This is a genomic window from Pseudomonas sp. PDM26, from assembly GCF_019219185.1.
Taxonomy (GTDB): Bacteria; Pseudomonadota; Gammaproteobacteria; order Pseudomonadales; family Pseudomonadaceae; genus Aquipseudomonas.
This window is the reverse complement of the sequence record NZ_JAHUWC010000022.1, coordinates 42,130-58,730: the sequence shown is the minus strand read 5'-3', so window position 1 is coordinate 58,730 and position 16,601 is coordinate 42,130. Positions and strand designations below refer to the sequence as shown.

Below are 16,601 nucleotides of genomic sequence, written 5' to 3'. Positions count from 1 at the left end.
GCGGAGGAAAACTCATCTGCCGGCGCTAACGCGGTTCGAGTTATTTGACGACGTAGAACTTGCGTACATAGGCGCTGCTTTGCCAGGCGCATGGTGCGCCTCGGGGCACGAATACCGTATCGCCAGTGTTGACTGTCAGATCGATCCCGTCCGCCAGCTGGAGGGTGACGCTACCTTCGATCAGGTGCATCAGTTCATGCAGCAGGTGCGGCCTCGCCCCGCGGGTATAGGGTGTCGAATCCCAGACGCCGATGCGCAGATTGGTCGCCTCTTCGACAAACAAATTGTGCGAGCGACATTGCGGTGCCGGGCTTAGCAGAATTTCTGGCCCCGGTGCCGCCGAGGGAGAGAGCAGGGTTAGCGGGGGGAGCACGGTGAGCCCGGGATGGCGCTCTTCAACGAGCTGGGTATCCGCGCAGAACGCCCAGAGAGAGTCGGGTTGCGCCTCGATCTGGAGCGACGTACCGCGGGCGATCACGGCGCTGTCGCCGGGATTTAGTTGGAGCCTGTGATCCTGGCTCTGCAGGATGACGCGTCCCGCGTGAACCACGATCGTTTCGCTATAGGGATAGTCATCGACGTTGAACTGTCCGCTCGCCTGGACCACGCCGGCAGCGATGTCATCCGGCCCGAGATAAGCAATGTGCCGGTCGAAAGGATCATTTGCCCCTAACGAACCGGGGGTGAATTTTGTTAGAACGGGACTGCCGTCGGCGTGTGCCAGCAGCACTGCAGTGGGCTCTTGCATGAAGGAGTTTCTCCAGGAATATGCGTCGTGTGGCGTTGGATGGATCTGTGGGGGTTGTCAGCCGATGGCCTGAGTCACCAGCGCAAACTGGCGCACTCCGCCGAAAGCCTGCGGTGGGGTACCACGAGCCATTTGCGCAACGGTGTCGACCTGCTTCAGCCCGGCCTCTTCCAGCCAAGGGGCCAGTCCGCTATCGGACGGTATATCCATGCGCACGAATGCGTCCGGCACTTGGGCCAACAACACCGCGATCAGGTGCTTGGCCTGCTCTGGATTTTCCGCGATGACCGGGCCGATGCAGCGACCACGGCCGAATGGACGCAGCAGGGCGAAGGCACGTAGCTGACCCCCGCGCTCGATACCGACCGAGTGTTCGACACTATCGAACAGATCGTTGAGCACGGCGTGTCTGTTCAGGCCGCTGCCGGCGTTGGCCAGTTCGATTTGATCGCTTCGATCGGCTTCGGTCAGCGGGCGGCAGCGCTCACCGGCTGGCAGATCATTGGGTACTGGAGACAGCGCATGCCCCTGATGTTGTTGAATATGTCCGAAATCAATGAATCCCTGACTGGCATAAAGTGGGGCACCGGCCAGCGTCGCATTGAGCATGGCGGTACGTGAACCGCAAGCCTCAAGTGCCAGTTCCATCAGCTTGCGACCGATACCCTGGCCCTGGTACTCATCACTGACGATCACCAGGCCGATAGTGGCGTAATCTCCCTGCGCACAGGTGAACGCGGTACCGATCAGACGACCTCCATCTTCTACGACAAAACCCTGCGCGATGCGCTGCAACATGGCCCATTCCTCCAGGCGGTGGGGCCATTTCAACTGTACGGACAAGGCGTGGGCCAGCGGCACATCGGCCGGGGTCATGGGGCGATAGGTATACGCAGGGCGTTGCGAGTTGGACATGACAGATCTCCGTAGACAGGGAGCGTGACCGGTCGGATTTCTCCGTTGAAAGTGTTGGTATCTCACCTGCTGTGAGGCCTGACAAGAGGCGGCCATTGATTCGGCAGATTCTGTAGGCGACAGCGCTGCAGGCCACAGTTGCTGCTCAAATGAGAGGCAAGATCGGCAGCAAATACCGGGTCGGTTTTCAGGAGGCAGGGCAAAGCCAAAGGCGCTGCCGATGGGTACATTGCTTAAAAAAAAGCGTGGGCACGCTCCCTTGCAGGAGCCGCGGTGCGGCGATCCGACTTGTCGGGTCGCCGCATCGCAGCGATGGTCGATAACGATAACGCGTGTGAACCGGATAAACGCGGCGTACTTGAGTCCCTCGCCAGCAAGCTGGCTCCTACAGTTTCCCGGGATTGCGTGAAGAACCAAAAAAGGCGCCCGGCCAGGACCAAACGTTACAGAATGCTCAGCGGATACTCGATGATCAGGCGGACCTCGTCGATATCGCTCTCGAACGAGGTTGCGCGATGCGTAGCCTGGCGCAGGCGGAAGGACAGGTCCTTGGCGGCCCCTACCTGGACCACGTATTTGGCTTCCAGGTCACGCTCCCACTCCTTCTGGTCGTCACCCGCCTTGTTGGCATAGGCACCCTTCGGATCGGCCTTGGTGCCATCGATTTGATCACCTTTGACATAGCGGGCCATGAAGCTCAGCCCCGGTATGCCGAATGGAGCCATGTTCAGGTCATAACGAGCCTGGATGGAGCGCTCGTTGGGGGCGTTGAAGTCGGAGTACTGAATCGAGTTGGCCAGCCAGATCGAGTCCACACCGATGTAGTCGAAATACTCGTCGCCATCGATCTTCTGATAAGCCAGGGTGAGCTTGTGGGCACCCAAGGAATAGGCTGCCTTTGCCGACCAGCTCGTGGTGTCCAGTTTGCCGGCACGGGCTTCGCCTTGGTCCTGGGTCTTATAGGCTATCAAGCCAAAACTCAGCGACTGCTGGTTAGCCAGAGGAATCGTATAGGAGGCACTGCCGAAGTGCTGACGCCAGACATTCTCGGCCTCACTGGTGTACGCCATCAGGCTGAGGTTGTTGTTGACTTTATAGGTGCCGCCAATGAAGTCGACACTGTCAGCTTCGGTCCCTCCGTAAGTGGTGAGCAGTTTGTCATCGGAGTTGGTCGAATTGCGATTGTTGAATGCGGTGAAGTGGCCAGCCTCGAAAGAAAAGGCGTCGAACTCTTTGCTCGACAGTTGGAAGCCGGTAGCGGTTTCCGGCAGCAAGCGGTTGTCGCCGGTGGCGAATACCGGAGCGGTCGGGCGTTGTTCTCCGTACTTCAGCACGGTGGAGGAAATGCGCATCTTCACTGCGCCGCCGATCTCGCCATAGCTATCTGGCACTTCGGCTTCGGCGGTGCGGTTGTTACTGATGGGCAGCAGGCCGTTGCCGACCCGGCCACGGCCAGTGTCCAGCTTGACGCCACCGAAGGCGAAGGCATCGGTGCCGAAACCGATGGTGCCCTGGGTGAAACCGGAGGCGAAGTTGAGCATGGCCCCTTGTGCCCACTCCTCGCGATAGCCATTGCGCTCGCTGGCCGGCTTGGCGCCGTTGGTACCTTGGCTATTGCTGCCGCCATTACGGAAGTCGCGATTCATATAGAAATTACGGTTGAGCAAGCCGAGGCTGCTGTCTTCAATGAAGCCATTGGCTTGCTGTTGCTGACCCGCTATTGCCAGTTGCGTGGTAGCGGCGATGACAGCCAAGGAGAGAGAGCTTAGTGTTGCGATGTTCATCGCTTACCCCAATTGATCTTATTAGTGTTGGTTATCTGCACGGCAGGCGATGCTCTTGCGGCAGGTCAGGTAAATCACTGCGAAGTAAGCCCGGGAGAGTCCTGTTGATCAGTGCTTTGCAGTGGACTTGACCAGCAGCCGGGGCCGCAGCGGTGGCTGTATCGCAGTTACGACGAGACCTGACAATGGGGGGCAGTCAATTCGGTAGATTGCATCAGTTGTGGTTTGACGGGCCGCAATTACTACTCAATCGGGAGGGGAGATCAGCAGCAAATGTCGGCTGATTTTTTGGGGCTGGTATGCGTAGAAACAGAAAATCTGGATGAGCAACAGGTCTGTTTTGTATAGCGCCAGATTTACCTCAGAGAAGTAAAAAATCTGGCGCCGGTTGGTCAGTAACTCCGCTCGCGATCAACCTGGCCAAGCATTGACTCACCGCGTTGATGCCGACGGATGTTCTCCAGCAACACGCTAAATGCGCTTTCTGGCTGAGTCATCGCAGCGATATGCGGTGTCAGCAATATCTGCGGGTGGTGCCAGAAGGGATGGTCCGGCGCCGCCGGCTCCTGTTCCAGTACGTCTAGCACCGCCGCGCTGAGCTGGCCGCTGGCCAAAGCCTCAAGCAGATCCTCTTCTATCAGGTGCCCACCCCGGCCCATGTTGACCAAGGCTGCACCTTTGGGCAGGTGCTGGAACAACTGTCGGTTGAGAATCCCTTTAGTCTGCTCGGTCAATGGCAAGACACAAACCACGATGTCGCAACGGCCGAGGAAGGCCGGAAGTTGCTCGGCACCCGCAAAGCAGTCCACCCCGGCAATGTGGTGCTCGCTGCGTGCCCAGCCCGATAAGTCGAACCCAAAGGTCTGCAAGGTGGCCAGAATCTGTTGAGCCTGCGTGCCGAGCCCCATGACACCTACCCGACGTTTGGCTGCCGGTTGCAGCAAGTGAGCCTGCCAGCACCGCGCCATTTGTTGCTGGCGATAACGGAGCATATCCCGGTGCAGGCTGAGCACCGCAAAACTGGCGTACTCGCACATGCCCCGGGTGATGCTCGGGTCGAGTAAACGTACCACCGGCAGGGTCGTTGGCAGACGGTCAAGGTCAAGTTGGTCGACCCCGGCCGACAAGGCGAACAGTACCTGCAGGTTTGGCAACAATGTTTCGAGATCGTCCGGCGCCTGCCAGGCTGCCAGGTAGCGAATATCCTTCGGATCGCCGATGTCCGGCCAGGCACGCCATTCGATATCCGGAGCGTGCTCAGCGAATAGACGTTTCCATTGTTCGCCGCGCACCGGGTCAGCTTTATAGAGCAGGGCCATGGGTAACTTCTCGCTTCAGATTGGGAGTATCCAGCATGCCCGAGTGGCAGAGCAGGATATGTCGAAAGAATCTGCGTAAACGCATAACGTTGCGTTGTATGGGGTGCACGTCGGCAGATTCCATGGGCGCTGGCTACAGCTGAAGGATTCTGCTGTTTACCGGGGTGAAAACAGTCGATCCGAATTTCTCAGAGGCCAAGTTCGGCTTAGACAATTGCGTCGAAAGCTTAACCTTTGGAACACATCGCAGCCGTTTCCCGGTTGCCAGGTTCACTATGGGAGATGCCATGAACAGTAAAGTCGAAGAAACCCCGAGTTTGCTCCGTCAGCGCGATCAATTCGTGCCACGGGGTTTGGTCACGGCACACCCGCTGGTCATCGACCGGGCCCAGGGTTCTGAAGTCTGGGACGTGGACGGGACGCGCTACCTGGACTTCGTCGGCGGTATTGGCGTTTTGAACATCGGTCACAATCACCCGAAGGTGGTCGCGGCAGTGCAGACCCAATTGCAAAAGATCAGCCATGCTTGCTTCCAGGTGGTGGCCTACAAACCCTACATTGACCTGGTACAGCGCTTGTGCGAGTTGGTGGGTGGTCAACAAGCCTACAAGGCGGCGCTGTTTACTTCCGGTGCAGAGGCTGTGGAGAACGCGGTGAAGATCGCCCGCGCGCATACCAATCGTTCAGCCGTTATCTCCTTTCGTGGCGGTTTCCATGGGCGTACTTTACTGGGTACGACCCTGACGGGCATGAGCCAACCCTACAAACAGAACTTCGGGCCCTTCGCTCCCGAAGTCTTCCATACCCCATACCCTAACGCCTATCGTGGTTTCAGCAGCGAGATGGCCTTGCAAGCGCTTAACGAATTGCTGGCGACCCAAGTCGCTCCGGATCGAGTAGCTGCGATCATCATCGAGCCGGTGCAGGGCGACGGAGGCTTCCTGTCCGCGCCGCCGGAATTTCTCCAGGCGCTGCGGGCTCTGACCGAGCAACATGGCATCGTGCTCATTCTCGATGAGATTCAGACCGGATTCGGCCGTACCGGCAAATGGTTCGGCTTCCAGCACGCCGGGATTCAGCCGGATCTGGTCACAGTCGCCAAGAGTCTCGCCGGTGGTTTGCCCATATCGGGCGTGGTGGGTCGTGCGCACATCATGGATGCGCCGTTACCTGGTGGTCTCGGTGGCACTTACGGCGGTAACGCCCTGGCTTGCGCAGCGGCGTTGGCGGTGATCGAAACTTACGAACAGGATCAGTTGCTCGAGCGTGGTGAGGTATTGGGCGAGCGGCTGCGTCAGGGCCTGCTGCGCTTGCAGGCACGTTACCCTCGTATTGGTGACGTGCGCGGCACCGGCTTCATGCTGGCAATCGAATTGATCAAAGACGATGAGGCCCGCAGCCCCGATGCAGAGCTCACCCAACAACTGATCGATCAGGCCAGGGTTGGCGGGCTGCTGGTGATCAAATGCGGGGTGTACCGAAATGTGCTGCGCTTCCTTGCTCCTCTGGTAACCGAAGAAAATCAGATCGACGAAGCGCTGACAATTCTTGAAGCGGCATTATTACGCGTGTTGGATTAATCTCAGGTCTCGGTTGGCGCAATGTAGCAATGCGCCGACCGAGGGCATTTAGAGCACATGGATTGATGAATGCATCATGGGAGGCTACACACCATGTACCTGACTGATTATCGTGCACTGCTGATCGATTGCGACGAAGTCCTGGTCGATCGGGATTCCGGTATCTGGACGGCCCTGCAACCTTTGCTCGAAAACCATCCGGGCATGCCAGGCAGGGAAGAGGTATTGGCTGAGTTTGACGAGGCGGTGCACACGCTCTATCCACGTTTTTCCGAGCTGGGCTTCAGTGGCTTATTGTGCTTTGCCCATCGTCAGCTGGCAGAGCGTTTTGGGCTCAAGGCCAGTTGGGAAGAGGGCATGAGTTTCGCCCGTTCGGCGTGCAACTGGTCGCTGTTCGAGGACGCGCCCGGTGCCATGTTGTATCTGCGCAAATTCTATCGGCTGCTGGTGTACTGCGATCGAGATGCCGAGGATCGCGAACAGCTCTGTGAGCGTTTGGGGATTGTGCCCGAAGACCTGCATTCCCGAGCCAGTAATCCATTGGAGGACAGCGAGTGGTTGCTGGCCAACAACCTGGAGCCCAAAAATATTCTGCAGATTTCCAGACCTCCTGCGCAGCCGCCAAAATTGGCTGGTTTGTGCCTGATCCGCCGTGGTCATGAGAATTATACTCAGGAATATTCCGCAGATTTTTACATCACCAGCATGGCCGACCTGGTGGCTCAGCATCAGCTATCTTTGCGACGTTGAGTTTGCTAAAACCACTGTCTATCTGAACGGCAATCAAGAGGTACCCGATGGAAGGTTTAATCAAACTAGACCGAATTGATATCAGTATCCTGGTTGAGCTTCAAAAAGACGGTCGAATGACCAACGTCAGTCTGGCCGATGCGGTGGGTCTGTCATCCAGTCCATGCTTGCAGCGGGTCAAACGGCTTGAATCGGCTGGCTATATTTCCGGGTATAGAGCTCATCTAAACCTTGCCAAGATCACCGACTCGGTCACGGTATTTACTGAAATCACGCTCAGCGACCATAAACGGGAGGACTTCGCCAAGTTCGAGTCCAATATTCGTTTGGTCGATGAGGTGCTTGAGTGCCATTTAGTCAGCGGTGGTTACGATTACCTGGTGCGCTTCATGACCTGCAGTATTCAGCATTATCAGGAAGTGATCGAAGGGCTGCTGGACAAGAATATCGGTATCTCCAAGTACTTCAGTTACATCGTCATTAAATCCCCAGTACTTAAAGATGGGGTCCCGCTGCGTAGGCTATTGCGCCACCATTAAATGGTTCGCCGACGGCACCTAGCTTGTGCGTTCCTGGATTGAACGCCAGACGCGATGCTCGCTCAATATCAACGTCGGTATGGCAACCAGCACAGGTACAAAGGCAAGCGCACAAATAACGGTCCAACCGTATCGATTCAATATGCCTCCCGATGCAAACGAGCCGAGCACCACGGCGCCAAAGACAATGAAATCATTGAACGCCTGGACACTGTTTCTTTCGCTTGTTTTATGGCACTGAAGGACGAGCGCAGAGGCGCCGACAAAACCGAAATTCCAACCAATCCCCAGAAGCACCAAACATAGATAAAAGTGGTAGGACTGCACACCGGCAAGCCCGACAGCAATAGAAGCGCCGGTTAACATCAACCCCAGCAACACAACGCGGTTTGCTCCAAAACGGCGGATCAGATTTCCAGTGAAAAAACTGGGTGCGTACATTGCAATGACGTGCCACTGCAATGCCAGATTTGATGATTCCAGTGAAAGATCCTCATGCTTCATTGCCAGTGGGGCCGAAGTCATCAGGAAATTCATCAAGGTGTAAATGATGACACCACAGAGCATGGCGTTGATGAGTCGAGGCTGCCGAACAATCACCGCAAGCGGGCGACCTGGAGTACGAACAGCGGCCTCATGGCGTGGCAAATCGACACCTGACAGCACCGCCGCCGAAACCACTGCCATTAATGCGGCTGCAATGTAAGTGGCAATAAACAGGTGTGACTCCCATAGGTTCATCGTATAGGTGACCGTCTGTGGACCTAATACACCCGCCACTAGCCCGGCAGCCATGACGATTGAAAGCGCCCAGGGCTGCCTGTTTTCTGGAACGCATTCTGCGGCGGCGAAACGGAACGTCAGCACCACAGCGGCATAAGCGCCACCAAACAGCATCGCAGCACAGAAAATGAAAAAGGAGGACAAATAAATGCCAATCGCAGCCAGCACTCCCATCAGGATGCCGCACAACGCTCCCAGCATAAATACGAGACTGCGCCCATAGCGCTGCGCAATGGCGCCGGCAGGTAGCGTGCAGCTCGCCATGCCCACGACAAAAATGGAGATAGGCAGCGTCGCCAATGCTTTATCCGGTGCAAGCATGTCTCCCACGATAGCGCCGGTTGCATAGACGATGACTGAGTTACCACCCGCCAATGCCTGGGCGGTTGCCAGTCGAAAAATGTTGCTGTTCCCAGATGCGGCTGACACGACTTCTCTCCCTTGAATGAATCGTCCCTTAATGCAGCTGCCGCTGCATCGCCAAGACGGTTTACCCGGATGACGATGAACGCAGTGCTGCATTTGGCAGGCCTCTCTGCCGACCCGTTGGCGCCTCTTACACACCGCCATATCGATACACGGTCGCACTCCAATACTGGCTGCCGTTACCTTTTTGGCGAGCCCATCCGTCGGCTACCAGTTGCTTGGCGATCATTCGATTCATGAAGCCATGACCGAGCAGCAGAACCGGTCCATCGCTGGCAAGGGACTGCAATCGTTTGGCTGCGGTGCTGGCGCGGATCCTCGCAGTGCCGGCGGATTCGACGTTGCGTGAGTAACCGCACAGCCATAAGACTCGAAGGATAAATGCCCAGGTAAACGGCGATAGCCGTGGCCGTTTCCAATGACCACAAGGCAGTTGTGCTTCGCAGAAAAGTGCGTCGACCAGTGCAGGCTTCAGGCCGAGCGCCTGGAGGGAGGTCAGCGCACGAGGCGCGCTGCTTGAAACAATCACCGTAGCGGTTGCGGCGAGTTGCATGCTGGCATGCGGGATCGGGTGGTGGGTAATTTCGGATCGGTCGTATTGCTCGATCCAGTCTTTCATCTCGAGCGCTGAGATCCTGTCGGTTGTGGCCAGTTTTGGCTGGCCGTGACGCATCAGGATTATTTCCCTGTTCACAAATTGACGTCCTTGTTCCGGTGTGTGGTAAATGACCAGCAAGTGCGGTTTCGGAAGCTCAAGGTACGCCTCGCGTACCCGCATAAAACCGCACAATGAGGCTCGAGATTATCGGCTTTTGGACTGGACGGTAATCCCGTCTGCGAAAATCAGTTGTCGACCATGACGGATGAGCCTTTTTTCTTCGAGGCGCGCGTACTGTGGTTTTCAAACCAGCCGTGATCGCGGTACCACGCCACGGTGTCAGTGATTGTCAGCTCCAGTGGCCGGAAACTCAGGCCAAGCTCCTGCTCGCTCTTGCGGTGGTTGAAGCAGGTGCGGTACTCCTCTCGTATCAACAGGCGCAACGTGGCCATGCTCAACAGGATGGGCTTGCCGGTCAGGCGCGCATAGATCTCCTGCACAGTCGCCAAGGTGTATAGAAGGGGCAGCGGTAGTTGTCGAACGGGTGTCTTTACGCCAGCGATACGTCCTAGAACAGGCACCAGCTGACGCATCGTCATATGTCGGCCCGCCGCGAGATAGCGCTCACCTCGTCGGCCCTGTTTGGCGGCAGCAATCAGCGCCCATGCCACATCACGGGCATCGACAACGGAGAAGCTGCCAGGGATCAGCCCGGGCAACTTGCCGTTCACGACATCGTTGACCAATTGTCCCGAGGAGGTCGGGCCAATGTCGGCAGGGCCCCACATCCAACCGGGCAGGACCATGCAGGCATGCATCTCGGGATGTGCTTCCAGGAACGACAAGACGACACGGTCGGCGAGGATCTTGCTGCGGTAGTAGTCATCCGCGTCGGCGTCGGCCCGCAGGCATGTCTCATCGATGGACGAGCCAGGTGCGCCGTCGAGCACGGCAATGGAAGACGTATGGACGAATCGTCGTATACCGGCGCGGTAGGCCTGGTTAAGCAGGCGCCGCGTACCAGACACATTGATCTTTTCGAGTTCCTTCCAGTGACTGCCGCCCTTGTAGTTGTCGCGAAAGAACGCCGCGGTGTGAAACACCGTATCGCAACCTTGCAGCGATGCTGCGAATGCGTCGACATCGGCCATGTCACCCACGACCAGTTCCACACCTGGCAGATTGTTGAACTGCTGTTCACCTTTGGCTCTTGAGCGGACCAGGCCTTTGACCGTGTAGCCACGAGCGACCAATTCACGCACCAGGTTGTTGCCCAGCAAGCCGGTTGCTCCAGTAACAAATGCGCTGCGCATGACTCAACCCTCACCCTGTTCGGCTAACGGCATCAACACCGCGCTGTCGAAGAAGACCTCTTCACGGATGGCCAGCCCGTTTCTGAAGGTGAAGTGTGCGGCGAAGTGCACGGTAATATGGCGTCCATGGGGTGCAATCACCCGGCCTGGCAGCACCAGGGGTGCGGCGAAGGTGCCGGTCAGTAAGGCAGTCAGCGCCAAACGATCGTCAGCGACCATGAATGGGGTGAAGGTCACTTGGGCGTCAGGGAACGCTTCGAACAGCGCAGTCTCTCGTTTGCGCATGGCGTCGCGACCGGTTTGAGTCCCCAAACCGTCGAGGTAGATGAAGTCTTCGCAAACCAACGCAAGCATCGCCTCCACATCACGGCGATTGAAGGCTCTTGAGGCGCGTTCCGCATAGTCGTTGGGGCCAGTCGTCATTACAGTCCATTCCATTCGTGTCGAGGGCCTGTAGATATACCTTTGAGGCCTCCCCCGAAAAACAGCGACTACTGCATAATGGCTTTGCACATATGCAGACCAGGGAGGACAGGACGCATGGCGTTGCAAGCAAATTGGGACGATCTTCGTCTGCTGTTGGCAGTCTCGCGACGTGGCAGCTTCCTTCAAGCTGGCCAGTTGCTGGGTATCGCGGCGTCTACCGTGTCCCGCCGCCTGACCCAACTTGAGGTCGCACTGGGCGAGCCACTCGTTGAGCGGGGCGTTGAAGGATGCTGGTTGACCTCGCGGGGCCAATCCCTCGTGGAAGTTGCCCTGGCTGCGGAAGCGGGCTTGAGGCGTCAAACCGCTGCAGGCATCTCCGAGCTGCACACAGAGCTGGCTGGCAGTGTCCTGGTCAGTGCAGGCGAGGGGTTCTCGTCTTGCGTGCTGGAGGCCGCGAGTCGCTTCACTGCTCTGCACCCGCGTTGCTCGGTGGAGCTGATGGTCACAGCCGACTTTCACAAGATCGTCCGCGGCGTGGCAGACATTGCTGTACGTACAGCTCATCTGGGTGAGCCGTCGCTGATTTATCGACCCATAGGCCGGCTCGCCTACGGTGTCTTCGCTGATGCAGGTTATCTGAAGCGGTTTCCAGGGGTGACCCCGGCCACTGCGGTCAATGTTGCCTTGCTTCCCCCGCTGGACATGTTGCCGCAAATGCGTGCGGCAAAGGCCGGTGGTCTGGACCGCGCGCAGATCAGCGTGAATTCGTTCGCCGTGCAGCTCGAGTCGGTGAGGCGGGGTATGGGGGTGGCCGTACTGCCCCGCATACTGGCGAAGGATCTGATCGGGTTGTTCCCCGATCTTCACCTTCCAGATATGGAGGTCTATCTGGTGACCCGGCCGCAGGCATTGAAGCAGGCCCACATCAAATGTTTTTTTGCCATCCTGGAGCAGGTGCTACTCGAAGCCCTGTCCATGGAAAATGTCGAAGGTTATCTCTTGGGGGGTGACCGGCGAGTATCGGAGCAATAACGATCTCTACCGCGTACGGGGCACCGTGCAATAGACTGGGTTTTGCGGTGAGCGTGGAGCGCTTGTCAAATACCCACTCAAAGGATGAGCACATGAGCCGTACCGGCCATATCTGCCTGATGGCGACCTATAACAAATGGATGAACGAAAAGATCTATGGAGCGGCCAGGTGCCTGTCCGATGATGAGCTCTCAGCTGATAGAAAAGCGTTCTTCAGGTCGATTCTCGGGACGCTGAACCACGTGGCAGCCGGAGACACCGTGTGGCTAAAGCGATTCGCCAAACATCCGGCGAACCACTCGGCGTTGGAGCCGGTGAGGCGACTTTCTGATCCGAAAAACCTTGACCAGGCGTTGTTCTCAACTATTCGAGAACTCTCAGAGTATCGAGAGAGGCTTGATCAGATCATCGTCGAATGGGCCAGCTCTATTACAGAGTCCGATCTGGATCACACCCTGCATTACGCCAGCTTCAAGGGTGTCGTGTCCGACAAGGACTTTTACGGCCTGGTGATGCATTTCTTCAACCATCAGACCCATCACCGTGGCCAGGTTACTACGCTGCTTTCACAGGCTGGTGTCGACATAGGTGATACAGATTTAGTCGTCCTCATCCCATCCCGATCCGGCGTATGAAGAAAAGCGGGATACCGGTATTGAGAATTCACCGCCACAAGGGGTAATTCGATTCGGATCGCACTGATTGCATCGCTGTCGCCCTGGCTTGATCCATGACGAACACCTTGCACCGCTGGTGGTGAACGTGCGGTGTCCCTCCGCATCGTTGCCTACCTGATAGCTAATCCCGGGGGGGGCAGGGTGACCTTGCGACACAAGCGTCTGGCAAAGCCATCTGGTCATCGCCCAGAAACCAAGGCACGGGATTGACTCCAGTGGCAGGGCCAATGATGGTGCAGTAAGTGACCCTCATGCGACACTCCCCGCCCTACAAATCAGGGAGCGTGTTGACATGGTGCGTTTGCTTGCAGTTTCAGGGAGTCTTCGTGAGGCCTCCTCCAACTCAGTGCTGTTGCGTGCAGCTGAGGTTCTCTGTCCCGAAGGGCTGTCGATAGCGCATTATCACGACGTTGGCCAGTTACCTCATTTCAACCCGGATTTCACGGAAAATCCTCCTGAATCCATCATGGGCTTACGCTTGAGTATCGCCCACGCGGACGGCGTTCTGATCTCTTGCCCTGAGTACGCTCGCGGAATTCCCGGCTCATTCAAGAATATGCTGGACTGGCTCGTTAGCTCTGAGGAGTTCCCAGGTAAACCCGTTGCTCTTTTCAACGCTTCACCTCGGGCTTCGCACGCGCAGGCGGCACTGCGGCTGGTTCTGGAAACAATGTCGGCTTGTATCGTGGAGCAAGCATCGATATCCGTAAATTTGCTTTCCACGCAATTGAGTGCAGAGACTATCGCAAATGATCCAACGATCCGCCCACTGATCGTTTCGGCACTTGAAGCATTCAAGCAGCAAATCGATGGAAAAAAAGCGGGCTGATACACGTACGGATCATGGCCATTGAGCCGTGCAGACTGGATCAAACTCATGATCGCCACCGCCCGTTTTCCGCTGCGTAGAGATCCTGCAAAGAGCCAGTTCTTGCGTCCAGGAGCCCATGGTCGGATCTGGTTGTCGGCCCAATTGTTGTCAATGGGAACCGCCCCGTCATCAACATAGCGCGATAGTGCTGCCCAGCGTTTCAGGCTGTAATCCAGTGCTCTGCTGATAGCCGAAACCGTCATGCACCAGAACTTTCATACGAGTAGAGCGCCGGTTGGCGAACAGATAAGCACAGTGCGGCTTAGCCGCGCCGAATACCGCGATCACCCTGACCAACTTGCTTCGTGGCCATGACCGGCAGAGAACGGCCAATAGCAGCCCGTCATGATCGGCTGCTATTGGCACAAAGGAAGCGCTGGCCGACACCGACCTACGGCGAGTGTCAGCAATGGGCCGCGAGCGTCGCGTTACTTCGATGCCACCACTGCCGGCGGCTGCCAGCTGCCGGCGCCAGCAGGAAGAATCGAAGGTTGCGTGGTCTTCGGCCAATAGAGGCGCATCACCAGATAGGCCGTGTCGTCAGGCGCCGGCAACCAGTTGGACTCCTTGGCCTTGCCCGGCGAATCCTTCTGTATGTACAGGGTCAGTGAGCCATCCGCGTTCTTCTTCATCGCCGACAGCATCGGCGAGTTGATCAGGTAACGGTTGAGCGGATTCTTGATCAGCAGCTGGCTCTTGCCGTCGTACATGGTCACCGACCAGAAGGCATTGACGGGCGGCAGTTTGCCGGCCGGGAAGGTGAGCGTGTACTTGTGCTTGCCGGTATTCAACGTCTGGCCGGTGCCGTCGGTGCGCGTGTTGGGATACATTGCCTCGACGGCGTCGTTGCCATAGAGGCCGCCCTTCGCGGCACCGGCACGCTTCAGCCAGTCGGCCTTGTAGAACGTTTGGTCGCCGAAGTACGCGCCGACGTTCCAGCCGTTGATGTTCTTCGTCCCGCTCGCGAGGAACTTGTCGACCTTCTCGTCACCGGCCTTCATCCCGAGCAGGACCACGGCCTTGTGCTCGAGCGAGAGGTCCTTGAATTCGAAGCTGCGACCGGGGCCTACGCCGATGCTGGCCAGCTTCGCCCGGATCGCCTGGTCCTCAGCCGATGGCGGCACATACTCCAGAGCGGCCGACAGGTACTCGAAGAAGTTGGCCTTGATGCCCTCCGTGGTGGCCGGCACGAAAGCAATCTTCGGCGCAGCGGGCGGCGCGGGTTGATGGAGGAAGGCGGACAGCGGCTGGACCTTGTAGCCCGCCTGCACCTTCTCGACGTTCGGCATGTCCTTGGCATTGAAGAGCTGAGTCCGAATGCCGCTCAAGGCGAAGGGAGTGGTCGAGGTGAAGACTTTCTTGATACCGGGAGGGGGCGCGCCTTTCCAGTCGGGACCGACCACCATGTAGTGGCCTGGCTCGCTGCCGGTGGCACGGCTGCCGATGTAACCGTAGTTGTAGGTGTTGCCGTCGATTAGCTGCACCGAGTAGTAACGCCGCTTGTCCACCGCCGGCACCGAGATCACCATCGGCTCCGCGCGCAAGTCCAGCCAGACAAACGAGTACGGGGTGTCGCTGTTCGGAGTGATGATCGCTGTGTCTTGGTAGGTGAAGACGCGAGGCTCACTCTTGATCTGATTGAACGGCGCCTTGTATTGCGGGCCGCCCTTGTCCACGGCATATTCGTTCATCACGGCGTAGTTCATGACCAGCGGCAAGCCGTAGATAAAGCCTTCCTCGGCGATCGCCTTGGTCTGCTCCAGACTCGGCGCGGCCACGCCCTTGGCCACATCCGCCTTGTCTGCCTGCGCGATCGGATCGTTCTTGCCCGCACACCCCGTGAAAAGCGTTGAACCTGCGACGACGAGTGCCGCAGCCATTGTCCAGCCCCGGTTAGACTTCCTGTTCATTTTCACCTCGTTGGTTTTGAGCAAGCTGGCACCGTGAGTATTCATGACCACGGTGAAATAATCTGAATGCCTGAAGCCCTCCCGACTTTTTTCAATAGCGCCAAGTCATGTTGGCGATCAGGGCTTCAATCCAGGCGTTGTCGAACTCGCCTGATACACGATTGCCAGACAAGGGTTTTGCTGATCGACTGACATGCCCCTTTCCAGATCGCGACCCAACGGAAATTCAGGTCTGTCTCTTTTATTTAGCGAATGAGTAAATCCTGTGGCGAAGCGCCAACTCACACGCCCAGGGAGTGTAGATCACAATAAATGGACTTACCCCTACAAAACCGGACACCAACTCCCCGTTATTTGTACGTTTTTTTCGCCACGATGAATACGAGATGCAGGTCAGATTCAGTTCCGTAACATTTACTCGCCGCCGTTACGGGCCATTTGGCTTAGAGAACAGCCGATCGGCTCGCTGCCGTCAAGGACGGATTGAGGCGAAAAGCGAAGCCGGCGCCTTCGCCCACGAAGCAGTCATGGTTATTGTTAAACCAGAAGGGTCATTGGACTCAATGCAGCCGCTTGGTGAGCCCGGACAGGATGCGCTGTTGGCACAAGCTGACACTGGCGAATTTTGCCTCAGCATCTGCCTTCAGCCGTTCGAGTTCTCCTAACGATGCGCAGGAAAGCGCTTCGTGGTATCGGCGCAAGGTATCGATGGCTTGCTGCATGACCTCATCGGCGGCGCTGACGTCGCTACCCAGCTCTCTTGAGGTCATGCCTTTGTAGCGTGCTTGAAGACCTTCATCCATGACCTACTATCTCAAGGGCAGCGGGGAAGTATAGAAGCCCGGTTAGGGTTGCAGGTGCAGGCCCCCCGAACGCGTTGTAGCGTGCGACCTGGAGGAAGCGTCCGTCGCACCTTGCATAATTGCGCGG

The 16,601-nt window shown here is 57.4% G+C and carries 16 protein-coding genes and 1 pseudogene; 6 read left to right on the top strand and 11 right to left on the bottom strand.

Going from position 1 to position 16,601, the window contains the following annotated elements:
- Positions 1 to 40: 40 nt before the first annotated feature.
- From KW849_RS30375 to KW849_RS30360, 4 genes are all read right to left on the bottom strand, one after another.
- Positions 41 to 748: a cupin domain-containing protein gene (locus tag KW849_RS30375; RefSeq protein WP_218433745.1), complete on the bottom strand. Its 708-nt coding sequence runs from the start codon at positions 746 to 748 to the stop codon at positions 41 to 43.
- A 57-nt stretch (positions 749 to 805) separates the two neighbouring features.
- Entirely contained in the window at positions 806 to 1,663 is an 858-nt protein-coding gene (locus KW849_RS30370; protein WP_218433743.1) for a GNAT family N-acetyltransferase, read from the bottom strand.
- A 443-nt stretch (positions 1,664 to 2,106) separates the two neighbouring features.
- Positions 2,107 to 3,447, bottom strand: coding sequence for an OprD family porin (locus tag KW849_RS30365; RefSeq protein ID WP_218433741.1), 1,341 nt, complete (start codon positions 3,445 to 3,447; stop codon positions 2,107 to 2,109).
- A 392-nt stretch (positions 3,448 to 3,839) separates the two neighbouring features.
- Positions 3,840 to 4,766, bottom strand: a complete 927-nt coding sequence (locus KW849_RS30360) for a glyoxylate/hydroxypyruvate reductase A (RefSeq protein ID WP_218433739.1) — start codon at positions 4,764 to 4,766, stop codon at positions 3,840 to 3,842.
- 287 nt (positions 4,767 to 5,053) lie between these two features.
- Between KW849_RS30360 and gabT the strand changes: the two genes are divergently transcribed.
- The 3 genes from gabT (at position 5,054) to KW849_RS30345 (ending at position 7,635) form a co-directional block, all read left to right on the top strand.
- Positions 5,054 to 6,346, top strand: coding sequence for a 4-aminobutyrate--2-oxoglutarate transaminase (gene gabT / locus KW849_RS30355; RefSeq protein WP_218433732.1), 1,293 nt, complete (start codon positions 5,054 to 5,056; stop codon positions 6,344 to 6,346).
- Positions 6,347 to 6,439: 93 nt separating this feature from the next.
- Entirely contained in the window at positions 6,440 to 7,096 is a 657-nt protein-coding gene (locus KW849_RS30350) for a 2-haloalkanoic acid dehalogenase (RefSeq protein WP_218433730.1), read from the top strand.
- Between the two features lie 47 nt (positions 7,097 to 7,143).
- The gene (locus KW849_RS30345; RefSeq protein WP_108219348.1) at positions 7,144 to 7,635 is read left to right on the top strand and encodes an Lrp/AsnC family transcriptional regulator; all 492 of its coding nucleotides are present in this window, start codon (positions 7,144 to 7,146) and stop codon (positions 7,633 to 7,635) included.
- A gap of 18 nt (positions 7,636 to 7,653) precedes the next feature.
- Here the strand turns inward: KW849_RS30345 and KW849_RS30340 are convergent, their stop codons facing one another.
- The 4 genes from KW849_RS30340 to KW849_RS30325 all read right to left on the bottom strand — a co-directional run bounded on the left by KW849_RS30340 (position 7,654) and on the right by KW849_RS30325 (position 11,178).
- Positions 7,654 to 8,847 (bottom strand): MFS transporter, encoded by a 1,194-nt coding sequence (locus KW849_RS30340; RefSeq protein WP_218433729.1) that lies wholly within the window; start codon positions 8,845 to 8,847, stop codon positions 7,654 to 7,656.
- 127 nt (positions 8,848 to 8,974) lie between these two features.
- A complete protein-coding gene (locus KW849_RS30335) occupies positions 8,975 to 9,517 on the bottom strand; it encodes a histidine phosphatase family protein (protein WP_218433844.1) in 543 nt (180 codons plus the stop codon).
- Positions 9,518 to 9,687: 170 nt separating this feature from the next.
- Positions 9,688 to 10,755, bottom strand: coding sequence for an SDR family oxidoreductase (locus tag KW849_RS30330; protein ID WP_218433727.1), 1,068 nt, complete (start codon positions 10,753 to 10,755; stop codon positions 9,688 to 9,690).
- Positions 10,756 to 10,758: 3 nt separating this feature from the next.
- Positions 10,759 to 11,178 (bottom strand): ester cyclase, encoded by a 420-nt coding sequence (locus KW849_RS30325; RefSeq protein ID WP_218433725.1) that lies wholly within the window; start codon positions 11,176 to 11,178, stop codon positions 10,759 to 10,761.
- A gap of 117 nt (positions 11,179 to 11,295) precedes the next feature.
- On the opposite strand from KW849_RS30325, the gene KW849_RS30320 reads away from it, so the two are divergent.
- From KW849_RS30320 to KW849_RS30310, 3 genes are all read left to right on the top strand, one after another.
- Complete coding sequence (locus tag KW849_RS30320; RefSeq protein ID WP_218433723.1) at positions 11,296 to 12,213, top strand: LysR family transcriptional regulator; 918 nt, start codon at positions 11,296 to 11,298, stop codon at positions 12,211 to 12,213.
- A gap of 92 nt (positions 12,214 to 12,305) precedes the next feature.
- The gene (locus KW849_RS30315) at positions 12,306 to 12,848 is read left to right on the top strand and encodes a DinB family protein (protein WP_218433722.1); all 543 of its coding nucleotides are present in this window, start codon (positions 12,306 to 12,308) and stop codon (positions 12,846 to 12,848) included.
- A gap of 334 nt (positions 12,849 to 13,182) precedes the next feature.
- Positions 13,183 to 13,719 carry an NADPH-dependent FMN reductase gene (locus tag KW849_RS30310; protein ID WP_218433720.1) on the top strand — a complete coding sequence of 179 codons (537 nt, stop codon included), beginning with the start codon at positions 13,183 to 13,185 and terminating at the stop codon, positions 13,717 to 13,719.
- On the opposite strand, the pseudogene KW849_RS30305 reads toward KW849_RS30310, so the two are convergent.
- From KW849_RS30305 to KW849_RS30295, 3 genes and pseudogenes are all read right to left on the bottom strand, one after another.
- Positions 13,719 to 13,955 (bottom strand): annotated as a pseudogene (locus tag KW849_RS30305) (transposase); the annotation flags it as partial. The gene KW849_RS30310 and the pseudogene KW849_RS30305 overlap by 1 nt on opposite strands.
- A gap of 234 nt (positions 13,956 to 14,189) precedes the next feature.
- A complete protein-coding gene (locus KW849_RS30300; protein ID WP_371319196.1) occupies positions 14,190 to 15,671 on the bottom strand; it encodes a DUF1254 domain-containing protein in 1,482 nt (493 codons plus the stop codon).
- Positions 15,672 to 16,231: 560 nt separating this feature from the next.
- Positions 16,232 to 16,474 (bottom strand): hypothetical protein, encoded by a 243-nt coding sequence (locus KW849_RS30295; RefSeq protein ID WP_256357461.1) that lies wholly within the window; start codon positions 16,472 to 16,474, stop codon positions 16,232 to 16,234.
- Between the last annotated feature and the right edge of the window lie 127 nt (positions 16,475 to 16,601).